The 22,019-nt window shown below is 31.1% G+C and carries 20 protein-coding genes and 1 other annotated feature; all 20 genes read left to right on the top strand.

Annotated elements, in window-relative coordinates:
• Positions 1-142: 142 nt before the first annotated feature.
• The 20 genes from HGI79_RS05445 to HGI79_RS05355 all read left to right on the top strand — a co-directional run bounded on the left by HGI79_RS05445 (position 143) and on the right by HGI79_RS05355 (position 21,469).
• Positions 143-1,558 (top strand): glycoside hydrolase family 68 protein, encoded by a 1,416-nt coding sequence (locus HGI79_RS05445; protein WP_395939514.1) that lies wholly within the window; start codon positions 143-145, stop codon positions 1,556-1,558.
• A 467-nt stretch (positions 1,559-2,025) separates the two neighbouring features.
• On the top strand, positions 2,026-2,808 hold the full coding sequence (locus tag HGI79_RS05440; protein ID WP_185649654.1) for an IclR family transcriptional regulator: 783 nt from the start codon (positions 2,026-2,028) through the stop codon (positions 2,806-2,808).
• 602 nt (positions 2,809-3,410) lie between these two features.
• Complete coding sequence (locus HGI79_RS05435) at positions 3,411-4,658, top strand: M20 family metallo-hydrolase (RefSeq protein ID WP_185649653.1); 1,248 nt, start codon at positions 3,411-3,413, stop codon at positions 4,656-4,658.
• Positions 4,659-4,741: 83 nt separating this feature from the next.
• Positions 4,742-5,482: an ABC transporter ATP-binding protein gene (locus HGI79_RS05430; protein WP_185649652.1), complete on the top strand. Its 741-nt coding sequence runs from the start codon at positions 4,742-4,744 to the stop codon at positions 5,480-5,482.
• 15 nt (positions 5,483-5,497) lie between these two features.
• Positions 5,498-6,373 (top strand): ABC transporter permease, encoded by an 876-nt coding sequence (locus HGI79_RS05425; protein ID WP_185649651.1) that lies wholly within the window; start codon positions 5,498-5,500, stop codon positions 6,371-6,373.
• Between the two features lie 85 nt (positions 6,374-6,458).
• Positions 6,459-7,508, top strand: coding sequence for an ABC transporter substrate-binding protein (locus HGI79_RS05420; RefSeq protein WP_185649650.1), 1,050 nt, complete (start codon positions 6,459-6,461; stop codon positions 7,506-7,508).
• A gap of 105 nt (positions 7,509-7,613) precedes the next feature.
• Positions 7,614-8,969, top strand: coding sequence for an allantoinase AllB (gene allB / locus HGI79_RS05415; RefSeq protein ID WP_185649649.1), 1,356 nt, complete (start codon positions 7,614-7,616; stop codon positions 8,967-8,969).
• Between the two features lie 44 nt (positions 8,970-9,013).
• Positions 9,014-10,087, top strand: a complete 1,074-nt coding sequence (locus tag HGI79_RS05410) for an ABC transporter substrate-binding protein (protein ID WP_185649648.1) — start codon at positions 9,014-9,016, stop codon at positions 10,085-10,087.
• Between the two features lie 46 nt (positions 10,088-10,133).
• Positions 10,134-11,504 carry a dihydropyrimidinase gene (gene hydA, locus HGI79_RS05405; protein ID WP_185649647.1) on the top strand — a complete coding sequence of 457 codons (1,371 nt, stop codon included), beginning with the start codon at positions 10,134-10,136 and terminating at the stop codon, positions 11,502-11,504.
• A 430-nt stretch (positions 11,505-11,934) separates the two neighbouring features.
• Positions 11,935-12,699 (top strand): (S)-ureidoglycine aminohydrolase, encoded by a 765-nt coding sequence (gene allE / locus HGI79_RS05400; protein ID WP_185649646.1) that lies wholly within the window; start codon positions 11,935-11,937, stop codon positions 12,697-12,699.
• A gap of 67 nt (positions 12,700-12,766) precedes the next feature.
• Entirely contained in the window at positions 12,767-13,720 is a 954-nt protein-coding gene (locus tag HGI79_RS05395) for a 2-hydroxyacid dehydrogenase (RefSeq protein ID WP_185649645.1), read from the top strand.
• Positions 13,721-13,740: 20 nt separating this feature from the next.
• Positions 13,741-14,988 carry a Zn-dependent hydrolase gene (locus tag HGI79_RS05390; RefSeq protein ID WP_185649644.1) on the top strand — a complete coding sequence of 416 codons (1,248 nt, stop codon included), beginning with the start codon at positions 13,741-13,743 and terminating at the stop codon, positions 14,986-14,988.
• 498 nt (positions 14,989-15,486) lie between these two features.
• Positions 15,487-15,735, top strand: coding sequence for a spore coat associated protein CotJA (locus tag HGI79_RS05385; RefSeq protein WP_207725717.1), 249 nt, complete (start codon positions 15,487-15,489; stop codon positions 15,733-15,735).
• A gap of 13 nt (positions 15,736-15,748) precedes the next feature.
• Positions 15,749-16,021, top strand: coding sequence for a spore coat protein CotJB (locus HGI79_RS05380; protein ID WP_185649643.1), 273 nt, complete (start codon positions 15,749-15,751; stop codon positions 16,019-16,021).
• Between the two features lie 18 nt (positions 16,022-16,039).
• Positions 16,040-16,639, top strand: coding sequence for a manganese catalase family protein (locus tag HGI79_RS05375; protein ID WP_185649642.1), 600 nt, complete (start codon positions 16,040-16,042; stop codon positions 16,637-16,639).
• A 400-nt stretch (positions 16,640-17,039) separates the two neighbouring features.
• The gene (locus tag HGI79_RS05370; RefSeq protein WP_185649641.1) at positions 17,040-17,396 is read left to right on the top strand and encodes a response regulator; all 357 of its coding nucleotides are present in this window, start codon (positions 17,040-17,042) and stop codon (positions 17,394-17,396) included.
• A gap of 43 nt (positions 17,397-17,439) precedes the next feature.
• Positions 17,440-18,390, top strand: coding sequence for a flagellar motor switch protein FliM (locus HGI79_RS05365; protein WP_185649640.1), 951 nt, complete (start codon positions 17,440-17,442; stop codon positions 18,388-18,390).
• Positions 18,391-18,392: 2 nt separating this feature from the next.
• Positions 18,393-19,529, top strand: a complete 1,137-nt coding sequence (gene fliY / locus HGI79_RS05360; protein ID WP_185649639.1) for a flagellar motor switch phosphatase FliY — start codon at positions 18,393-18,395, stop codon at positions 19,527-19,529.
• A gap of 208 nt (positions 19,530-19,737) precedes the next feature.
• Positions 19,738-19,863 (top strand): hypothetical protein, encoded by a 126-nt coding sequence (locus HGI79_RS23160; RefSeq protein ID WP_278046684.1) that lies wholly within the window; start codon positions 19,738-19,740, stop codon positions 19,861-19,863.
• Positions 19,864-20,167: 304 nt separating this feature from the next.
• A complete protein-coding gene (locus HGI79_RS05355; protein ID WP_185649638.1) occupies positions 20,168-21,469 on the top strand; it encodes a hemolysin family protein in 1,302 nt (433 codons plus the stop codon).
• A gap of 83 nt (positions 21,470-21,552) precedes the next feature.
• Positions 21,553-21,768, top strand: a binding site (T-box leader).
• The last annotated feature ends 251 nt before the right edge of the window (positions 21,769-22,019 follow it).

Genomic DNA, 22,019 nt, shown 5'->3' with positions numbered 1-22,019 from the left:
ATAATGTATTAAAAGGGGGGTAAAAAATTTGAAACAAAATTTATATTTATTATTAAAAAGAAAAAACAATTATTCACGAGGTTTAAGTAATAATTAAGTCAAAAGTTGCAAAGTATGTTTTAATTGGTTCTATAATTTCTAGTTGTTTATAGGTAATGCTCAGCAAAGTTTTGCTGCAAGCAGCAGTATGGATTACAAAGACACTTATGACATTTCCCATATCACTCGCTATGACATGTCAAAAATACCTGAACAGCAAAATAGTGCACAATTTAGTGTACCTAAATTTGATCCATCAACAATAAAAAACATATCTTCGGCAAAAGGTTATGATAAGTATGGTAATTTAATAGATTTAGATGTATGGGATAGCTGGCCATTACAAAATGCTGATGAAACAGTGGCAAATTATAATGGATACGAAATTGTTTTTGCTTTAGCAGGTGACCCTAAAAATGGAAATGATACATCTATATATCTTTTCTATAAAAAGATAGGTGAGAATTCCATTGATAATTGGAAAAATGCTGGTAGAGTATTTAAGGATAGTGATAAACTAGATTCAAATGACCCTATTCTTAAGTATCAGACACAAGAGTGGTCAGGTTCTGCAACCTTGACATCTGATGGAAAAGTTCGTTTATTCTATACGGATTTTTCAGGTGCCCCAGAAGATGGTGGAACAGGATATAGCAAGCAAACATTAACAACAGCTCAAATCAATTTATCTCAACCTGATGTTGATACCCTTAAAATTGATGGTTTATCAGATCACAAATCTATCTTTGATGGTGGAGATGGTACAATATATCAAAATGTTCAACAATTTATCGATGAGGGAGCTTTTCTTTCAGGTGATAACCATACTTTAAGAGATCCTCACTATGTTGAAGACAATGGTCATAAATACCTTGTTTTTGAAGCTAATACAGGAACAGAAGATGGATACCAAGGAGATGAATCTTTATTTAATAAAGCTTTCTATGGTGGAAGTGAAGTGTTCTTCCAGTCAGAAAAAGATAAATTATTAGTTGGATCTAAAAAACATGACGCTTCTTTAGCTAATGGAGCACTAGGTATCATTGAATTAAACGATGACTATACATTGAAAAAAGTAATGAAACCATTAATTACATCAAATACAGTAACAGATGAAATTGAACGTGCAAACGTGTTTAAAATGAATGGTAAATGGTATTTATTCACAGATTCAAGAGGAGCTAAAATGACTATTGACGGAATAAATGCTAAAGATATCTACATGTTAGGATTCGTTTCAGATTCTTTAACAGGACCATTCAAACCATTAAATAAAACTGGTCTTGTATTAAATATGAATCTTGACCCTGCTGACCCTACATTTACTTACTCTCACTTTGCTGTACCGCAAGCTGACGGTAATAACGTAGTAATAACAAGTTATATGACAAATAGAGGGTTCTATACAGAACATCATTCTACCTTTGCTCCAAGCTTTTTACTTAACATTGAAGGATCAAAAACATCAGTTGTACCAAATAGCATACCTGAACAAGGACAACTTACAATTGATAAGTAATAATCATCATCTAAAAAATTATAAAATGACACTTGAATCAGATGAGAGTACTAGAGAGGGTAGTCATCGGGTAAAATAAGATTAAAAATTTAAAATTGAAAAATATTAAGAGACTTATGAAAGATGCCGATAAATATCGGCATTTTTCTACAAATAAATCTCTATTTTTGTAGATTAAACTATCTTAAAAACGGATTATATCTATGTACAACTTCTTAAAGTATAATATACATTTTATATTTTTTAAATTCTATAATTAATTGAAATAAGTGAAAGGAAAGTATCAAAGGAAGTTTATTTACTAATGATAGAACTAAGTGATAGAAATAAGTTATTTGACAGAAAAGTTAAATGAATTTAAAATAATTGTAGATTTATAACTGAAAAATGATATAATTAGAAATAATTTATTAAAAATAATTTGTTATTTTATATTGTGTAGAATAAATTAAGGAGTGTAAACTAAGTTGGTAAGAGCTAAATTAGATAAATCTGTTAGCAGTAATCAGTCTGTGGAAAAAGTTTTTAAAATAATAGAGTTAATGTCAGAAAATAGAGAACCGATAAGACTACAACAAATAGCAGAAGAACTTGATATGCATCCAACTACAGCTTTGCGATTTTTATATACATTGATGCAGAGTGGATATGTGGAACAAGATCAAGAAACATTAAAATACTATTTAACTTTTAAGATATGTGCTATTGCAAATAAAGTAAAATCAAATAATCCAATATCATATATTGCCAAGCCGTATTTAATAGCTTTATCCAAAAAACTTAAAGAATCAGTATGTCTTGCAATAGAAAAGGATATGACGGTGATATATATTGATGTTGTTGATGGGCCAGATCAAATGTTAAAAACTATGCAAAGAATAGGTAATATTGCCCCAATGCACTGTACGGGTGTGGGAAAGCTAATGCTCTTAGACAAAAGTGAGCAAGAAATAGATGAAATGATAGAAAAAAAGGGCCTTACTAAATTTACTGAGCATACATTTGTAACTAAAGAAAGCTTGATGGAAGAACTAAAAGAAATATCAAAATTAGGTTATGCTTTTGATAATGAAGAGTGTGAAATAGGTGCTAGATGTGTGGCGGTTCCAATAAAAGATTATACAGGTAAAACTGTTGCTGGAATAAGTGTTACTGGTTCAATCTTTAAAATTACTGACGATTTTGTCAACAATAATATAAAACATATTTTTGAGGTAGCGAAAAGTATTTCCAGTACACTAGGTTATTAGATATTACTATATTCATGATAGTTTTTATCAGAATGATAATAAAAAATAGATTGAAATAAAAAAGATTGAAAATACAACTGTATTTTCAATCTTTTTTATTTTGTCGTCCAGCAAAGCTGGACCATGCTAATTGGTGAAAGATCAGTCGAGATAGTTGCAAGAAGTCTTTTAGCCAATCATCATGGGTTTTGAATTATTTTGATAAATTAAGTGGTAATATTGATAAATTATTAAAAAAATATATCTATTTGAGAGAAAATAATAATTTTCTTGTTGCAAAAAGAGAAAATATGCAATATAATTAAAAACACAATAACTATGAAGTTAAAAATAAAATATAGCTATAAATTTCGGGTTTATATAGAAATTAAATTTCAATATGTGAAATTTAATGTTAGGAGTATAGAAAATGAACCTAGAAATACAATGTGGCTATAATTTTTTTATTAGAATTATATAGAAATTAAATTTCAATATACGAAATTAATTTTATGTATTGATATGTGATTTCTAGCATTACACTAGAGGAGACAAAATATATATCATGTAAAAACAGTGAAATTAAATTTCAATATACGAAATTAGGTTAGGGGTAATAGAAAATGATAAGTGATTTAAAGTCAATTGAGTTAAAAGTTAAGCAGCACTTAGAAAATTTGTTATGTTTTACAGCTACTGCTGGAGAGGGGATAACAAGATTACCATTTTCTTTGGAAGCAAGAAAAACTGTATCCTATATTAGAGATGCTATGGAAGATATAGGTCTTGATGTATATGAAGATTATGCAGGTTCTATTATTGGAAAATACAAAGGTACCGAGGTTAATGCTCCTTCTATAATAATAGGATCACATTATGATTCAGTAAAAAATGGTGGGAATTTTGATGGTATTGCTGGAATTGTCTGTGGATTAGAAATAGCACGTAGGTTGAAGGAGAACAATATAAGACTTAAGTATCCTTTGGAAATAATGGGACTCAATGACGAAGAAGGATTAAGATTTGGAACAGGTTTCTTTGGTTCTAAAGCAATGTTAGGAATGGTAACCTTAGATGACTTGCTAAAGTATAAAGATGAGAATAATATTTCGGTTTACCAGGCTATGACTGAGTACGGTTTAAAGCCAGAAAAAATTACTGATATGGCTAGAACAGCTGATTCAATTAAATCCTTTATTGAAATTCATGTTGAACAAGGCCCTATACTTGAAAATAACAAAAAAGACGTTGGTATTGTAGAGTACATTGTAGGTATGCAGAGATATATTGTTGAAATATTTGGGAGATCAGATCATGCGGGTACTACCCCGATGAATATGAGGGTGGATGCCATGGAAATAGCATCTAAGGTTATAGCTAATATAGGGGATTGGGCAAGAGAAGAAGGCAATGGAACAGTTGCAACAGTAGGTTATTTAAAGACCTTCCCTAATGCAATAAATATAGTTCCTGAGAAAGTAGAATTTAGCTTGGATGTACGATCAAAAGATAACAAATCCATAGAGACAATTGTTAAAAGAATAAGAGAAAAGGTTGAAATGTTATGTGCTGAACATAATACCAAATACATAATAACACCAAAACTATCAGAACTGCCTACAAAACTAAATGATGATTTCATCAATGAACTATCAAAAATTTGTACAGCGAAAGATTATAATTATCAAAAAATTGATAGTGGTGCTGGGCATGATTCCCTTGTTATGGGTAAACATGTGGATACAGCAATGGTATTTGTTCCAAGTAAAGAAGGAAGAAGTCATTGCAAGGAGGAATGGACAGACTACGAATATCTAGCTAAAGCCGTGGATGTTGTTTATAGTCTTCTATTGAATTTGAATGAAAAGTAATGACTTGTAAATAGATTAGATAAAGCCTATAAACATTTTTATGAAATAATACAATAATATTTTATAGTTAAGAGGTGAATTTTATGTCAAGTGTTGTTGTTAAAAATTTATATAAATCCTATGAAGACCAGGATCTTGACCGTAATTATGTTTTAGATGATATTAATTTTGAAGCTGAAGAAAATGAGTTTATATGTATACTTGGTAAGAGTGGCTGCGGAAAATCAACTCTTTTGAATTTACTTGCAGGGTTTATTAAACCAGATAAAGGTGAGATTCATGTAGCAGGTAAGTTAGTAGAAAAGCCATCAGTTGATAGAGGGGTAGTGTTTCAAGAGCATGCTTTATTTCCTTGGTGCACTGTGCTCGAAAATGTAGCCTTCGGACCTAAGCTTGCTGGTCAAAAAGATGCAGAGGAACTTGCTAGGAAGCTAATTGATATGGTTGGTCTCAAAGGCTATGAAAATAACTATCCTGGCAGTCTTTCAGGAGGTATGGCACAGCGTGTTGGTATTGCTAGAGCTTTGGCAACCAATCCTAAGCTGCTGCTTATGGACGAACCATTAGGTGCTCTTGATGCCATGACTAGAGAAAATATGAGAACAGAATTATTAAGGATATGGAAAGAAACAAAAAAGACAATAATTATGATTACACACAGTATTTCAGAAGCTGTTTATTTAGCAGATAGAGTCATAGTTTTGAAAAAAGGACGTATTTGTTTTAACGAAAAAATTGAAATTGATAGGCCGAGAGTAGCTAGTGATGATAAATTTATTCATTATGCTAAACTTCTTGAAAATATTTTATTAGATACAAATTAATTGAGGAGGTATACCATGAAAGAGGATGTATTAAAGGAAGAACGTCAGAGTGATGTTGCAATTAAAGGAAACAGTGCTGTGTTGAAAGGCAAAAAAAAGAAGAAATTTCATAAGTCTAAGTTTGTTCAGGCATTTTCTTTGGTTTTATTTTTTATAACATGGCAGATTATAAGTATGTTAAATGAGAATTTTCAATGGTTCAATCCGCTGTTTCTACCTTCGCCAATATCTGTCTGTGAAACTACTATAGGATATATTAAAGATGGAACATTGCTTCCTCAGCTATTTGTAAGTGTAGTAAGAGCTTTACTTGGTTTTATCCTAGGTACTATTGTAGCAACAGTGTTAGGTATTCTAATATGTAGATCAAAGCTACTTGATGACTTGATAAATCCTATCTTCAATTTGATAGGACCAATTCCAGTATACGCATTTCTTCCAATATTCATTATATGGTTTGGAATAGGAGAAATATCAAAAATATCTTTAATTGCTTATGCAACATTTATGCCACAGCTTACCTACACTGTAGATGGTATTAGAGGAGTAAATCCTAAGTGGATTCGTAGTGCTATGAGTTTAGGAGCAAATGAACACCAGATATTTAGAAAAATTATACTTAAAGCTGCACTTCCAAATATTTTTGTTGGTATGCGTGTTAGTTTAGCTCTTACTTTTTCAGCTTTAGTAGTTGCAGAAATGATGGGTGCCAGTGCAGGTCTTGGGTTTATTATAGTAAATGCAAGAAACTGGTTTAAAATGGGTGATATGTTCATGGCCGTTACTTTAATAGGATTACTTTATACATTGTTTAATTATGCCTTAACAGTAGCTGAAAGGATACTATTCAAATGGAAAAAAGACGGATTGCAAGGTGCTGTTGAGCAATAAAAATAATTTGTTAATACTAGTATTATAGCCAGTTGTTCTTCGGTAATAAATGTAATACATTAATTAATATTTTGGAGGAATGTAAATGAAAAAGTATTTTAGTGCTAAGAAAGCTTTATCTGTTATTATGTCTGTTGCTATAATGGGGCTAATATTTACTGGTTGTTCATCGGATGGTAACAAAGCAGTAAAGTCAGCAAATAATTCTATAACCATTGATGCATATGGAGAGTTAGATCCACAGGTATCTGCACAACAAATTATTGCTGATAAAATGGGATATTTCAAAGAGGAAGGCTTAAATGTAAAAAATCATCTTATGTCTGGTCCAGATCAAAATGCTCCGCTAGTTGCAAGTGGTACTGCACAAATTTGCTTTGGATCGGTTTATAACAATATTGCTGTAGCTGCAAACAATGTTAAAATTAAGGTTCTGTCCCCAGTTGCAAATGCAGGAGGAACGCAGGTTGTTGTAGCTCGTAAAGGACTTGAATTAAAATCTGCAAAAGACTTAGAAGGCAAAAAAATTGGTATGACTTCTGGTGCAGGGGTATTAATTGCAATTAGAAATATGTGCAAAGAATTAAATGTTGATATCAATAAAATTAAATTTGTAAATTTACAGGCTGCGGATCAGTTATCTGCCCTTGAAAAAGGAGATATTGATGCAATGGCTGTTTGGGAACCTTGGGTTGGAAAGGCAGTAGCTAGTGGTGGAACTATTTTATTTAGCGGAACAGAATCTAATTTACCTGAGAAAAAGGGTCCAGTTCATTGGATAGATTTCTACATGACAGTACAGGCTACAGAAAAGTTCTATAACGAGCATCCAGAAGAGACAGTAAAATTCTTAAAGGCTTTGAATAAGGCAACGGATTATATAAATCAAAATCCAGACAAGGCTGCTGAAATTGTGTCTAAGGAGATTAATATTTCTAAAGAAGATTGTAAGAGAATTATGAGTAAAAATACATATTCCATGAAATTTGATCAACAATTTGTTGATGGTGCAAATACAATGGCTAAATTTATGAAAGATATGAATAATATAAAAGCTGTTCCTGATTTTTATAGTTATGGTTTTCCAGATGCTCTACGTACAGCTAAACCTGATTTAGTTACAGTTACTAAATAAAGTGACAAAAAATATAACAATAATTTTATAGGGAGAAAAGCAGGCAATTATTTCTGCTTACTTCCTAAATCATTAAAATGCTAATGGTATAATAGGAGGAGTATTATGTTTGATTTGCTTATTAAAGACACTATGATTGTAGGGTCAGATGATGTTTTTAAAGGCAGTATTGCAGTTAAAGATGGGAAAATAGCAGAAATTTTGCCTGCAGAAACTAGTGAAAACGCACAAACTATTATAGATGGGAGTGGAAAATATTTATTCCCAGGTGTTATTGATGTGCATGTACATCTAAATGAGCCAGGTTTCACTTGGCGAGAGGATTTTGCTCATGGAACCCAGGCTGCGGCTGTAGGTGGTGTTACAACAGTTGTAGATATGCCGCTGCAAAATGAGCCTGCCTTAACAAACTGTAAAATATTCTCCGATAAGTACCAAGCAGTTAAATCAAGAGCTTTTATTGATTATGCCTTCTGGGGTGGTCTTACAAATTATAACTTACCCGATATTCAGGGACTTAATGATAGTGGTGCTGCAGCTTTTAAATGTTTTTTATCACCAGTGAGCAGCGATTATACCTCTCTTGATTTGGGGAAAGTTAGAAAGGCACTGTCTATAATAAAGAATTTTGATGGTGTGGCGGGATTTCATTGTGAAGATTATAGCATTATATCCTATGAACAGGAACAGGCTATAGAAAGTGGGAAGGTATCTCGCTCAGATTTTCTTAATTCACGCCCTCTTGTGGCTGAACTAATTGCAGTTAAGAATATTATAGAGCTTTCAAGAGAAATGGGAACTCGAGTTCATATTTGTCATGTAAGTCATCCAGAGGTAGCTGAAGAAATTAAGATTGCAAAAGCCCAAGGGGTAAGGATTACAGCAGAGACTTGTCCTCATTATCTTATATTTAATGAAGAAGATTTTGTAGAAAGAGGAATGCTTCTTAAATGTGCTCCACCATTACGTTCAGCAGAGGATAGTGAAAGACTTTGGCAATACATATATGATGGAACTCTTGACATGATAGTAAGTGACCATTCTCCATGCGCAGAGTATGAAAAATCTGAAGCAGAAGGTGCTTTTAAGGCATGGGGAGGAATAAGCGGATTACAGAGCGGACTACAAATAATGTTTGATCAAACAGTAGTAAAAAGAGGTCTGCATTGTTCCTTAATTGCTCGTGCAATGTCAAAGAATGCTGCTGAGGTTTTTGGAATGGCTGGTAAAAAAGGAGAGCTAAAACAAGGTTACGATGCGGACATGGTGTTATTAGATCCTACGATAAAATGGGAAATTACAGCAGATAACCTAAAATATTTAAATAAGATTTCTGCATTTATAGGTACTAAAGGCAGAGGACTCCCAGTATGCACAATTTTAAGGGGAGAAATAATAGCATCAGAAGGACAGATTACTGGAAAGCAAGGTTATGGAAAATTAATTAAGAGAATTGAGTAGAATTTTAATAAATTTTATTTAAGCGGAAAAGAGGAGGAATTACTATGAAAAAGATGCCAAAGATTATGTCATTATTATTAGGAGCAACATTAACAGGAACCTTATTGCTTTCAGGATGTGGAGCAAAAGATAAGGGTAGTGTCTCTGAGCAAAATACACAGAATAAATCTAATCAGGTAGAAACTAAAAAAATAACATTATGGGGAGTAATTGATCCACAAATATCAGCACAACAGGTTATTGCAGAGAAAAAAGGTTATTTTAAAGAAGAAGGAATTGATGTAGAAAACAAGTTTGTTCAATCTGGACCTGAAATAGGACCTATGATAGCAGGTGGAAGTGCACCACTAAGTTTTGAAACAAACTATACAGTTACTTCATCTGTGGCAAGTAATATTCCTGTAAAGCTTGTAGCACCAGTTGCTAACATAGGAGGAACACAAGCACTTGTAATAAGAAAAGATTTAGTTATAAACAGTGCAAAGGATTTAGAAGGCAAGAAAATAGGTATGGCACCAGGCTCTGGAGTTTATATTGCTATAAAAAAGATGTGTGATGAATTAGGGGTTGATATTAGCAAAATTAAATTTGTTTATCTGCAACCTGCTGATCAAATCGCAGCTTTAGATAAGAAAGATATAGATGCAATGGCTTGTTGGGAACCATGGGTTACAAAAGCATCTGCAGTAGGCGGTAAGATTCTTTTCAGCGGTAAAAAATCATATTTACCTGAGAAAAAAGGAGATGTTGATTGGTTAAACTTTATAAGTACGTTCCAAGTTAGTGAAGATTTCTTAAAGAAAAATCCAAATACTGTAAAAGCAGTGCTTAGAGCTTTAGATAAAGCAACAGTGTTTATAAATGAACACAGAGATGAATCAATAGATATTTTATCAAAAGAGTTTAAAATTGATAAAAATGACCTAAAAAAGATGATGGATGAAAATATTTATACTATGCAGGTGGATAACACTATATATAATGGAGTAAATGAAATGTCCAGCTTTATGTTAGAACAAAAAAATATCCGAAAGAAACCTGAGTTTAAAGACTTAACAGACTTTTCATTATTAAAAGAAGTAAGCCCAGATAAGGTGAAACTGGATTCAATTAAGTAGAAAAAAACAAAAGGTAATCATGCAATTTCGTTGTGGAGGTATAAGCATGGATTTGTTAATAAAAAATGCTGTCGTAGTGAAAGCTGATGAAATATTTAAAAGTGACATAGGTATCGATAATGGTAAGTTTTGTACATTCAGTTCTATTAATGAAAAGGATGCAAAAAAGGTTATAGATGCTGAGGGGAAATATGTACTGCCAGGAGTAATAGATGTGCATACTCATTTAGAGCAAAAATGTGGAGACATATATACCTGTGATAACTTTGAAGATGGAACAATGGCAGCAGCTTTTGGTGGAACTACTACCATAGTTAACTTTGCGGTGCAAGAAAGAGGAGAATCTGTTCTCCAGTGTTTAAAAAACAAAAAACAATCTGCAGATAATGATGTATATATAGATTACAGTCTTCATGCTGCATTTACTGATGTAAATGTTAATACTATAGCAGAGATACCTGATATACTTTCTTTTGGTGTAAACAGCATAAAGGTATATATGACTTATAGCAAGGAAAAACTCATGGTAGAAGATGGGTATTTATATGAATTGATAAAAAAGGGAAAAGAATATGGAGTTCTTGTAGGAGTTCATGCGGAAAATGACAGTATAATAGAATATGCTTCATCGTCATTAGTTAACTCTGGTAAAACTAGTATGAAGTTTTATAAATATAGCAGACCTGTTATTGCAGAAACTGAAGCTATAGGAAGAGTAATTGATTTTTGTAAGGAACTAGATTCTTCAATATATATTTATCATTTATCTACAGAAAAGGGATTGTTAAAGATAAAGCAAGCACAGGAAGAAGGATTTAATATATTTACTGAAACATGTCCTCATTACTTACTTCTAGATGAAAGTATTTACAATGAACCTGAAGCAAATAATTATTTAATGAGCCCGCCTTTGCGTTCTGAAGCAGACAAACAAGCCTTATGGCAAGGCATAAACAAAGGTACAATAAAGATTATATCTACAGATCATTGCCCATTTACTAAAGAACAAAAGAATCAAGTTGCTAATGACTTTACAAAAATACCAGCAGGAATTCCAGGAATAGAGCTATTACTGCCTTTGATATTTTCAGAAGGAGTACAAAATAATAAAATATCATTACAAAAAATGGTAAAGGTGCTTAGTACTAACCCTGCGAAAATATTCGGGCTTACCAATAAAGGTAGTATTACAATAGGAAAAGATGCTGATTTTGTAATAGTTGATCCTAAGAAAGATGTGGAATTGACATCAACTAATTTGCATATGAAAAGTGGTTACACTTTATTTGAGGGCAAAAAATTAAAGGGTTATCCTATAACTACAGCAGTAAGAGGACAGATATTAGTTGAAGACGGAAAATTTATAGGTAAAAAAGGATATGGACAATTTATTAAAAGAGATAAAATAAGCTTGTAAATATAAAATATTTAGAACTAATAGCAAATATCTATATGGGGGGTCAAGATTTCCTCTTAAAGCCCCAGATGGATAGTAAAATGTTAAAAAGAAAAGTTATGAAAAAAATGATAACTTTAGTATTGTGAAAAGAGAAAGTATATAATATAATTAAAAATACAATATATTCTAAGGTTTTTTATTTGAATTATAGAGAAATTGAATTTCAATATGTGAAATTATTAATTGTATATGTAATGTAAATTTTAGATATTATATTGTAGTATGCTAAAGTATATATGAATATGTGAATGTTATGAAATTGAATTTCGATATATGAAATCATCTTGAGTGTAATGACAGTTGTTTATAATCCTATATTTTAGATATAAATAAAAAATAAAAAGGATGTTTTACAATAAAGCTATGTAAAACAGGATGGAGGTTTTTTATGGGATACCCTAAGGATATTTTATCAACTAGAGCAATAGTAAAACATGGTGTATATGCAGTTATTCCGCCAGAAGGTCTTGTTAATAATGTTATACCTGGAATTGAAGGCTGTAGGATTAGTATAGTATCTTCTCCTAAAATTGGAGCTAGTTTTGTACAATATATAATCAGCGCTGCACCAGGAGCAAAAACAACTAAAAAATTTGGTGAAGAATACAACATTGAAACCTTTATTTATTGTATAGATGGAAAAGTTAATGTGACAGTTGATGGAGAAGAGAAGGAACTTACTACTGGGGGTTATGCTTATTCTCCATCAGGAACAGGTATTGAGTTTAAAAATACATCAGAACAAACTGCAAATATACTATTATATAAGCAGATTTACATTCCTATTGAAGGATATAGTTCAAGAGTAGTTTGGGGTAATGTAAATGACATTGAATACAGAAATTATGATGATATGGAAAATGTTTTTATAAAGGATTTACTTCCAACAGAATTAGGTTTTGATATGAATATGCATATTTTATCTTTTGCACCGGGAGGCTGTCATCCATTTGTTGAAACTCATGTTCAGGAGCATGGTGCATATATGCTAGAGGGTCAAGGAGTTTATTTCCTAGATGATCAATGGACTACGATTAAAAAAGGAGATTTTGTGTGGTTTGGACCATATGTTGCACAAGCCTCTTACGGTGTAGGAAGAGAAAACTTTACATATATATATTCTAAAGATTGTAATAGAGATGTAATTTTATAAATATATAATACAAAAAGATAATTAGTAAGAAATAATGACTAAGTAAAAAATTAGGAGGATTTTATTTATGAATATTGTTATGATAGAACCATTAGGAGTTAGTAAAGAAAAAATTAGTGAGCTTGCAAAGAAATTTAAAAGGCAAGGACACCAATTTGTTTATCATGATACTAGAACAGAAGACACAAAGGAATTAATTGAAAGAGCAGCACAAGCTGATATTGTTATGCTATCAAACTTGCCATTCAGAAAAGAAGTTATTGAAAACTGTCCTAACCTAAAAATGATATCTGTTGCATTTACAGGAGTTGACCATGTTGATATGGACATATGCAGAGAAAGAGGAATTACTGTTTGTAATGCAGCAGGATACTCAACTAATGCAGTAGCAGAACTTGTATATGGACTTGCAATATCAGTACTTCGTAATATTGTACCATGTGATAATGCAACAAGAACTGAAAAAACTAAAAATGGACTTGTAGGTTATGAATTATTTAATAAAAAGTTTGGAATTGTTGGAACAGGAGCTATTGGTTTAAGAGTAGCTGAAATAGCAAAGGCATTTGGCTGTGAAGTTTTAGCATACAGCAGAAGCAAAAAGGCAGAAGCAGCTGATAAGGGGATAAAATATGTTGATTTGGATACACTCCTAAAGGAAAGTGACATTATATCACTACATGTACCACTTAATGAAAGTACTAAAAACTTAATTGATGAAAAAAGAATATCACTTTTAAAACCTTCAGCTATATTAATAAATACAGCAAGAGGACCAGTTGTAGATAATACAGCGCTGGCAAAAGCACTAAATGAAGGGAAAATTGCTGGTGCAGGTATCGATGTGTTTGAAATTGAACCACCAATAGCAAGTACACATCCTCTTGTAGGTGCTAAAAATACTGTTTTAACACCACATGTTGCCTTTGCAACTCATGAAGCACTTTATATTCGTGCACAAATAGTATTTGACAATATTGATAAATGGCTTCAAGGGACACCTCAAAACTTGATTAACTAATAAAGAAAGGAACACAAGATATGATTCTTAAAGCTGCCTCATCATCTAATATAAGAGAGAGTTTAGAAAAATTAAATACCTTCAATTCAGACCCTGAAAATGGTACAACTAGAATACTCTTTACGGAGCCTGAAGTAAATGCTCGAAATTATATTAAAGAAGAGATGAAGAAAGTTGGACTTAGCATAAGAGAGGATTCTATAGGAAATATTTTCGGAACATTAAAAGGAAGTAATCCAGATTTACCTCCAGTTTGGACAGGTTCTCATATTGATACTGTTATTAATGCTGGAATGTTTGATGGTATGACAGGTGTAGTAGCGGGCATTGAAGCTGCTAGACTTATTAAGGAGTCAGGACTATCTCATAAACGTAATATTGAAGTAATAGTTTATACTTCAGAGGAACCTACAAGATTTGGATTAGGTTGTCTTGGCAGTAGGGCCATGGCAGGCAGCTTGTCTCTGGAGGAAGCACAGGAACTAAAAGATAACGAAGGCAAGTCTTTAGCAGATGTTTTAGAAAGCCTAGGATATGATTTATCTAAATTTAATGAAATTCCTGTTAAAAAAGGTGATGTTCACGCTGCTGTAGAGTTACATGTAGAACAAGGTGGTGTATTAGAAACTTTAGGATTACCAATTGGAATTGTAAAAACTATTTCAGCGCCAACAAACTTTGAGGTAGTGGTAAAAGGTAAACAAACACATGCGGGAAGCACACCTATGAATTTAAGACATGATGCATTTTTGATTTGCTGTGAAATTGCATTAAAATTAGAAGAACTTGCAAAGGCATCCGCTAGTGAAGATACTGTGGCAACAGTAGGAAGAGTGGAAGTTTTGCCAAACGCTTCAAATGTTATATCAGGAGAAGTTAACTTTTCTATTGATGTAAGAGATAGTGATTATGAAGTAAAATGTAAGTTGATAAAAGAGTTGATGGAATTTATTAGAGAAGTAGAGAAAAAGAGAGAAGTAATTATTGAAATTCAACAAATTAACGATGATATTCCTACCCATTCCGATGAAAAGATTATTAAAATGTTAGAAGAAATTTGTAGTAGTAATAATATATCCTATCATAAAATGGTAAGCGGTGCATTTCACGATTCTATGATGGTTGGTAGATTTGCGCCTATAGCAATGATATTTGTACCTAGCAAAGATGGTATAAGCCATAATCCTGATGAATGGAGTGATTATGAAGATATTGCCAAGGGAACAGATATACTTGCAGATGCATTATTAAAACTTGCTAATGAATAAAAGTGGAAAATTTACATAGAAAACTAGTAACTAATTTAATGAAGATTAGTTTATTTAAGACCGTGCTGTGAAAATACAGTACGGTCTTATTATATAGTAGTGTTTATAATTATGATAGTTGTATCATAGATAACCACAACTTAAATTTAACTTATACGTAGAGATATATTACTAATGTTGAAGTCGCATTTAAATATTTTTTTATTAGTCTTAGTGAAAATTTGAGAAAAAATCTTAGAACTTTAGATATGTTTGAGGTACGAGTTTATCAAAGTTCTTAGATTTTTCTCAAATTTGAACTTTAGACTAATTAAAAATATTTAACGTGACGAAACATGGTAATATATCTCGGAGTATAAGTTAAATTTCGGGCATGGTTATCTATAGAAGTTATCAAGAAAAATTTCAACTTAATATTATATTTATTGTAACCAAAATATATGATTGGAATAAAATATAATTGTAGCATTAATATACGAGGAGAATAAAGTTAATATTATGGATAACATTAAAAAAACAGAATATGATATGGCAAACAATATTTATTCACCAGTGAATCCCTGTATTCCGCAGGAGACTGTGATAAGAAATGTCCGATTAGCTGCTGCGTATGTTCCTTACCAAAAGCTTTGCACTCTCTTCCCTCCTATTGAGGCTCTTAAAATGGGAACTGCTTTTCCAGAGCTTTATAGTCCTTATAAGAAAAAAGATAAAAAATATAAAAGAGATGAAGATAGTTACAAGTAAAGGGGGAGCTGTTATGGAGAACACAATGAACAAAATGGAGCTTTTAAAGCAAATTACTGCTGTAGATTTTATGATAGAGGATTTACATTTATATCTTAATACCCATCCAGAAGATCAGGATTCCATTGTAAAATACAATACATTTGTAATGCAATCACAAGCTTTAAAGCAACAATACGAAAACTTTTTTGGAATGTTATCAGAACACAAGTCATTTAGTCATTCACCATGGCAGTGGATAAATGAGCCATGGCCTTGGAAATATGAAGCCAATTTTAGGCTATAATGAAAGGAGCTATAGAACATGTGGTTATACGAAAAAAAACTTGAGTTTCCTGTAAAAATAAAAAATCCAGATCCTAGAATGGCTAAAGTAATTATTACACAATACGGGGGACCTGATGGGGAGTTAGCTGCATCTTTAAGATATTTAAGTCAGAGATTCTCAATGGTTACACCTCAAGCCATAGCAACATTAAACGATATAGGTACGGAAGAATTAGCACACCTTGAAATTGTTGGGTCCATAGTTCATCAGTTGACTAGAGATGCAAGTGTTGAAGAGATTGAAAGTACAGAATTAGCAGCATATTATGCAGATCATGACAAAGGAATTTATCCCGTAGATGCTAATGGCGTTCCATTTACAGCTGCATATATACAATCAAAGGGTAACCCTATTGTTGATCTTAACGAGGACTTAGCAGCAGAGCAAAAAGCTAGAGCAACCTATGAATGGCTGCTTAATATGGCAGATGATCCAGATGTAATTGAACCTTTAAAGTTTCTTAGAGAAAGGGAAGTTGTACACTACCAAAGATTTGGTGAAGCTCTCAGAATTGTTCAAGATTACTTACAAGAGCCACATTTATTTGTAATGCCCAAACCTGATTTTATGAAATAACTTTCAGTATTCCACTGTTTTGTATTGATCTATTATACTTAGCATTTAATATACCAAACTAAGTTTTTCGTATATAGTGGCTTTAAGTATATTCGAATTACTAATTTATAATATTTAGCTACCATTATACAATTTAATAAGTTATTAAAAGTTTTACCCCTAGAGAGATCTAGGGGATTTTTACTAATTTATAAATAAGTTTAAAATTTAATAAACCCTTTTTTCATTAATGTGTTTGGTTCAAACTATGAAACCTTTAAATTTTTACAATTAATTATTGAATTTAAAAAATAATGTATTAATATTTTGTTATAATAAGATTAGTTAATAAACCTTGGACAAGAGTAAAGATATCAAGATGGTCTAGCTACTTATCAAATTGGTGAAAGGTTGGGAGATAATGTATAAAGTTCTTATTGTGGATGATGCAGCATTTATGCGAATGATGGTAAAAGATATATTAGAGAAAAATGGATTTGAAGTTATAGGTGAGGCGGCAAATGGAGTAAAAGCTGTTGAACTATATCAAAATCAAAGACCAGATATAGTAACAATGGATATCACAATGCCAGAGATGGATGGTATTGAAGCAACTAAGAAAATTAAAGCTATTGACTCCACGGCTAAAATAATAATGTGTAGTGCTATGGGACAACAGAATATGGTAATGGAAGCTATACGAGCAGGTGCAAAAGATTTTATTGTTAAGCCTTTTCAAGGAGACAGAGTATTAGAAGCTATTAAAAAAGTATTATAACTATTTAAAGTTTGTTTTAAAAATAGTGAAATGAGGGTTTAATATGGCAGAAGTTTTATCTCAAAGTGAAATAGATGCTCTGTTAGCAGCTTTGGCAGCTGGTGAAACAATTGAGGAAGATGGCAACAATAATTCTGCTAATGAAAGTAGTGTTACTTCTACTGTGTTAGAGGATAGCTTAAAATTCGCTGATAAAGATATGCAGATATTAGAGTATATTCACAAGGAATATACTCAGATCATATCTTCCAGCATGTTCAAAAATTTAAAGATAAAAGTTTTTTTAGAATCTATACAAGAAATACGTTATGAAGAATTTATGCGTTCCATTTCATATCCTACTGTTGTAACTGTATTTAAGTTAAATCCATTAGAGGGATATTTACTGTTTGAAACAAGTCCTAGTTTAGTATTTCAAATTGTAGATATTTTCCTAGGTGGAGATGGGAGTAAGAAACTAAGTTTAATAGAGTTTTCTGAAAATGACAAAAATATTTCCATGCAAATAACAAGAAACTTTATAGAGTATCTAGAAAAAGCATGGAGTAAAGTTTTAAAAGTTAAATCAGAAATCGAGTATTTAGAAATTGATCCAGCTAAAATTAAACTATTTAGTAATAATGAATCTGTTGCCTTAGCATCATTTTCTATAAGTATTGGTAAAATAAATACTTTCTTTAATATATGTATTCCTTATTTAAGCATAGAAAAGTATTTAGAAAAATTAGAACTAAAGAATAAAGTTTCTGAGTTTGAGTTAAATAACAAATTTGGTAATGCAAATTTAAATATAAAAGTAATACTAGATAATATACAGCTATCTTTAGGAGAAATTATGGATTTACAAAAAGGAACGATTTTAAGCACAAATAAAAGGTATAAAAATAAAGTAAGTATATTAGTGGAAGAAAAATATTGTTTTAATGGTGAAGTAGGTTTAATACGTAACCGTAAGGCAGTTAAAATAGTAGATTGTTTAGAGAAGGATGTGTAAGTATGAGTAATGGACTTTCTCAAGAAGAAATCAATGCTTTATTAGAAGGTAATGTTAGTAATGAAGAAATAAGTACAAGCAATGATAAGTCTGAAACTATTGCTTTAACAGATATTGGAAAAGATGTATTGGGTGAAGTTGGTAACATATCAATGGGTTCCGCTGCTACAGCACTATCGGATATGATAGGTAAAAAGGTAAATATAACAACTCCTGTTATCTCGGTTACAACACTAAAAAACATGAGGGAGAGTTTTAAAATACCTAATATTGCTTTAGAAATAAAATATGTTACTGGAATTGCGGGAAAGAATGTTTTACTTATGAAAGTTTCAGATGCGGCTATAGTAGCTAATCTAATGATGGGTGGTACTGGACAGGTTTCTTCTGAAACCCTGTCAGAAATAGAAGAAAGTGCTGTTTCAGAAGCTATGAATCTAATGATAGGTTCAGCAGCTACATCAATGGCAACCCTGTTTGCAAGAAAAGTAGATATTTCTCCTCCAAAATCAAAGATTTGGGATTCTATGACTTCAGAGATGTTAGATGATATTCAAGAAGAGGAAGAGGTTATTCAAGTAGCATTTAAACTAAATGTAGAGAATTTAATAGACAGTGTTATTATGCAGGTATTGTCAATGGAAACAGCACAAAAAATAATATCTATAATGATGGGTACGGAAACTGTTGATGAACCTGTTATTGATAATCCACCTACTGATATAGTAATTGAAAGTAAGCAAGACGCTGTGGAAAAGATGAAAGAACAAGCTATCATAATGAATGAATCAGAATCAGAAGAAAATGTAGTAAGTAGTTATTCTTTAGATAATAATTCCTTAGATTACAAAGTTCAAAAAGTTGGATATAAACAGTTTGCTGATTCTGACAATTTCTCTAAAAACACTAATTCTTTATTTGATGTACCCTTGAATATACAAATTGTTTTAGGAAATGCTCAACGTAGTATAAAAGAAATTTTAAATTTTAACAATGGAACTTTACTTGAGTTAAATCAGGTAGCAGATCAGCCGGTAGAGTTACATGTTAATGGGAAGATAATCGCATATGGAGAAGTAGTGGAGGTAAATGGTAACTTAGGTATACATATAATAGATATCAATAAGGATAATATTTAAAACTTGTTTTACTATTAAAAGATATTCACTTAATTATACTATTATGATGAAATTTGTAATTAGGCACTCAATAGAGTGTCTTTTTACTATACAGCAAAAATTATTGTTTTCTCATTGATAAAACTTTAAATATGGCTATATCCAAATATTGTATATTATGTTAAAATAAAATATATAGATTTATAACATAAGAAAGGAGCTTTTAATTTTGGATAAGTCTGTGAATAAGGTGGTAGAATTATACTTTAAAGGGTATACGGTGAAACAAGCACTTGAAATAGTCAAAGAAAAGGTAAGCAAGAAAGAATTATGCATACATGGTGATAAGTTCTAGATAGGTATTAAAATGTACAACCATAAGAAATTAGATAAAATTAAATAAAGATATTTTTATATAAGTATAAAAATATTATAGTATTATAGTTATCTGTTATTATATAAATGTTTTTATAGAAGACTTAAAATATGTTTAAATATTTCTTTAAACATATTTTAAGTCTTTTATAATTACAAATTTTAAATATTTAAAATTATAAAACATTTTAATATTTTAGAAAATGTGATATAATACAGTTGTTTTACTCTTAGGAGTAAACTTTAAAAGTAAAGTTTTTATTTGGAGGAGGAGTTATTCTTACATGCAAGTGTTACTTAATATTATTCTTATACTGTTACTTGTCTTTATGAATGGTTTTTTTGTAGCTGCAGAGTTCGCTATGGTAAAGATAAGAAAATCAAGAATAGAAACTTTGATGACAGAAGGAAATCAAAGAGCTAAATATACTCGAAAAATTGTTAACGATTTAAATTCTTATCTATCTGCTTGTCAATTAGGAATCACTCTTGCTTCACTTGGATTAGGATGGATAGGTGAGCCTGCTATAGCTAAACTACTTATGCCTTTATTTAGTTTTTTTAACCTATCTGAAATTACTATACATTCTATATCAGTTATAATTGCTTTTACTATTATAACAGCGTTTCATATTATATTAGGTGAGCTAGCTCCTAAGTCTTTAGCAATTATAAGCACTGAAAAGATAGCGCTAATAACGTCCATGCCTTTATTAGTTTTTTATAAAATAACTTATCCGATAATTTGGGTATTTAATCATAGTACCAATTTTATATTAAGAATATTTGGTATTTCTTTAGTTGATGAACATGAAATAGCACATACAGATGAAGAAATTAAATTATTAGTGGAAGAAAGCTATAGACATGGATTGATAGATCAAACAGAGTTAACCCTGGTTGATAATATTTTTGATTTCTCCGAAAAAACTGTAAAAGATATAATGATACCAAGAACTGATATGGTTTGCATATATAAAAAAGATGATTTTGATAAAATTTTAGAAATTGCAATGAGAGAACAGTTAACTAGGTATCCAGTTTGTAATAATAGCAAAGATGATATTATAGGATTTGTTCACATAAAAGATCTATATAAAATGAAAATTGAAGGAACAGAACAACAGTTAAATACAATAATTAGAAACATAATGTCTATACCTGAACATATGTCTATCAGCGTATTATTTAAAAAGTTTCAGAAAGAGCAGGAACATATAGCCGTAATCATTGATGAGTATGGCGGAACTGCAGGATTAGTAACCATTGAGGATATCCTAGAAGAAATTGTTGGTGAGATTGAAGATGAATTTGATGAAGGAACGGAAGAAATTCATCTATTAGAAGATGGAAGTTATGTTATAAATGGAAAAGTGCTTATAGATGATATTAATAATCTCTTAAATATTAATATAAAGGCAGAAAATATCGATACCATTGGAGGGTGGATTTACTCTAAAATAGGAACTTCGCCACAGATTGGATATAAAATTCAGTATAAAAAATATGAATTTATAGTAGATAAATGTGATCGGAAAAGAGTACATCAGGTTTTAATAAGGAAGGTTGATAAAGAGGTCTCATAGACATAGATATTTTTAGTAAAGAATATACTTGACACTTTACCAATTAACGATATAATAATACTTAAATGTCAAATATAATTATTTAAATTGCTATGAAAAAGAGGAGTAGAAATAATAAAAGTATTAAGAGAGGAAAGTTTATTAGCTGAAAGACTTTCTATGCGGGTTATTTCGAAGGTAGCTTTGGAGCTTCTTTGCTGAACTTTAGTAGGTAAAGGCGGTTATCTTAACCGTTATGGATATTAAGAGCCTGTAGTTATGCAGGAAAAAAGGTGGTAACGCGGGAATTCGTCCTTTTATGGATGGATTCCCTTTTTGTTTTTTAAAATAGTAACTTAAAGTATATGTTTAACTAATATATAGATACCCATAACTTAAATTTAATTTATACATAGGAATATGTTGACAAAACTGAAGCACATTTAAAAACTTTTTTGTCAGTCTTAGTGAAGTGCTTTAGAAAATCTTAGAATCTTATATATGTTTGAGCGTAGCGAGTTTATATAAGGTTCTTAGATTTTCTTAAACACGAACTTTAGACTGATTAAAA

This window comes from Clostridium sp. DJ247, from assembly GCF_014231265.1.
The sequence above is the reverse complement of the archived record's forward strand: the minus strand, read 5'-3'. Positions and strand labels throughout refer to the sequence as shown.

What these genes read in the sequence shown, in the direction of transcription:
- HGI79_RS05420 (WP_185649650.1), top strand. Translation starts at nt 6,459, where the DNA reads ATGAAAAAGTATTTTAGTGCTAAGAAAGCTTTATCTGTTATTATGTCT.
- hydA (WP_185649647.1), top strand. Translation starts at nt 10,134, where the DNA reads ATGGATTTGTTAATAAAAAATGCTGTCGTAGTGAAAGCTGATGAAATA.
- HGI79_RS05425 (WP_185649651.1), top strand. Translation starts at nt 5,498, where the DNA reads ATGAAAGAGGATGTATTAAAGGAAGAACGTCAGAGTGATGTTGCAATT.
- HGI79_RS05380 (WP_185649643.1), top strand. Translation starts at nt 15,749, where the DNA reads ATGGAGAACACAATGAACAAAATGGAGCTTTTAAAGCAAATTACTGCT.
- HGI79_RS05355 (WP_185649638.1), top strand. Translation starts at nt 20,168, where the DNA reads ATGCAAGTGTTACTTAATATTATTCTTATACTGTTACTTGTCTTTATG.
- HGI79_RS05430 (WP_185649652.1), top strand. Translation starts at nt 4,742, where the DNA reads ATGTCAAGTGTTGTTGTTAAAAATTTATATAAATCCTATGAAGACCAG.
- HGI79_RS05385 (WP_207725717.1), top strand. Translation starts at nt 15,487, where the DNA reads ATGGATAACATTAAAAAAACAGAATATGATATGGCAAACAATATTTAT.
- HGI79_RS05435 (WP_185649653.1), top strand. Translation starts at nt 3,411, where the DNA reads ATGATAAGTGATTTAAAGTCAATTGAGTTAAAAGTTAAGCAGCACTTA.
- HGI79_RS05390 (WP_185649644.1), top strand. Translation starts at nt 13,741, where the DNA reads ATGATTCTTAAAGCTGCCTCATCATCTAATATAAGAGAGAGTTTAGAA.
- allB (WP_185649649.1), top strand. Translation starts at nt 7,614, where the DNA reads ATGTTTGATTTGCTTATTAAAGACACTATGATTGTAGGGTCAGATGAT.
- HGI79_RS05375 (WP_185649642.1), top strand. Translation starts at nt 16,040, where the DNA reads ATGTGGTTATACGAAAAAAAACTTGAGTTTCCTGTAAAAATAAAAAAT.
- HGI79_RS05410 (WP_185649648.1), top strand. Translation starts at nt 9,014, where the DNA reads ATGAAAAAGATGCCAAAGATTATGTCATTATTATTAGGAGCAACATTA.
- fliY (WP_185649639.1), top strand. Translation starts at nt 18,393, where the DNA reads ATGAGTAATGGACTTTCTCAAGAAGAAATCAATGCTTTATTAGAAGGT.
- HGI79_RS05395 (WP_185649645.1), top strand. Translation starts at nt 12,767, where the DNA reads ATGAATATTGTTATGATAGAACCATTAGGAGTTAGTAAAGAAAAAATT.
- HGI79_RS05365 (WP_185649640.1), top strand. Translation starts at nt 17,440, where the DNA reads ATGGCAGAAGTTTTATCTCAAAGTGAAATAGATGCTCTGTTAGCAGCT.
- HGI79_RS05370 (WP_185649641.1), top strand. Translation starts at nt 17,040, where the DNA reads ATGTATAAAGTTCTTATTGTGGATGATGCAGCATTTATGCGAATGATG.
- allE (WP_185649646.1), top strand. Translation starts at nt 11,935, where the DNA reads ATGGGATACCCTAAGGATATTTTATCAACTAGAGCAATAGTAAAACAT.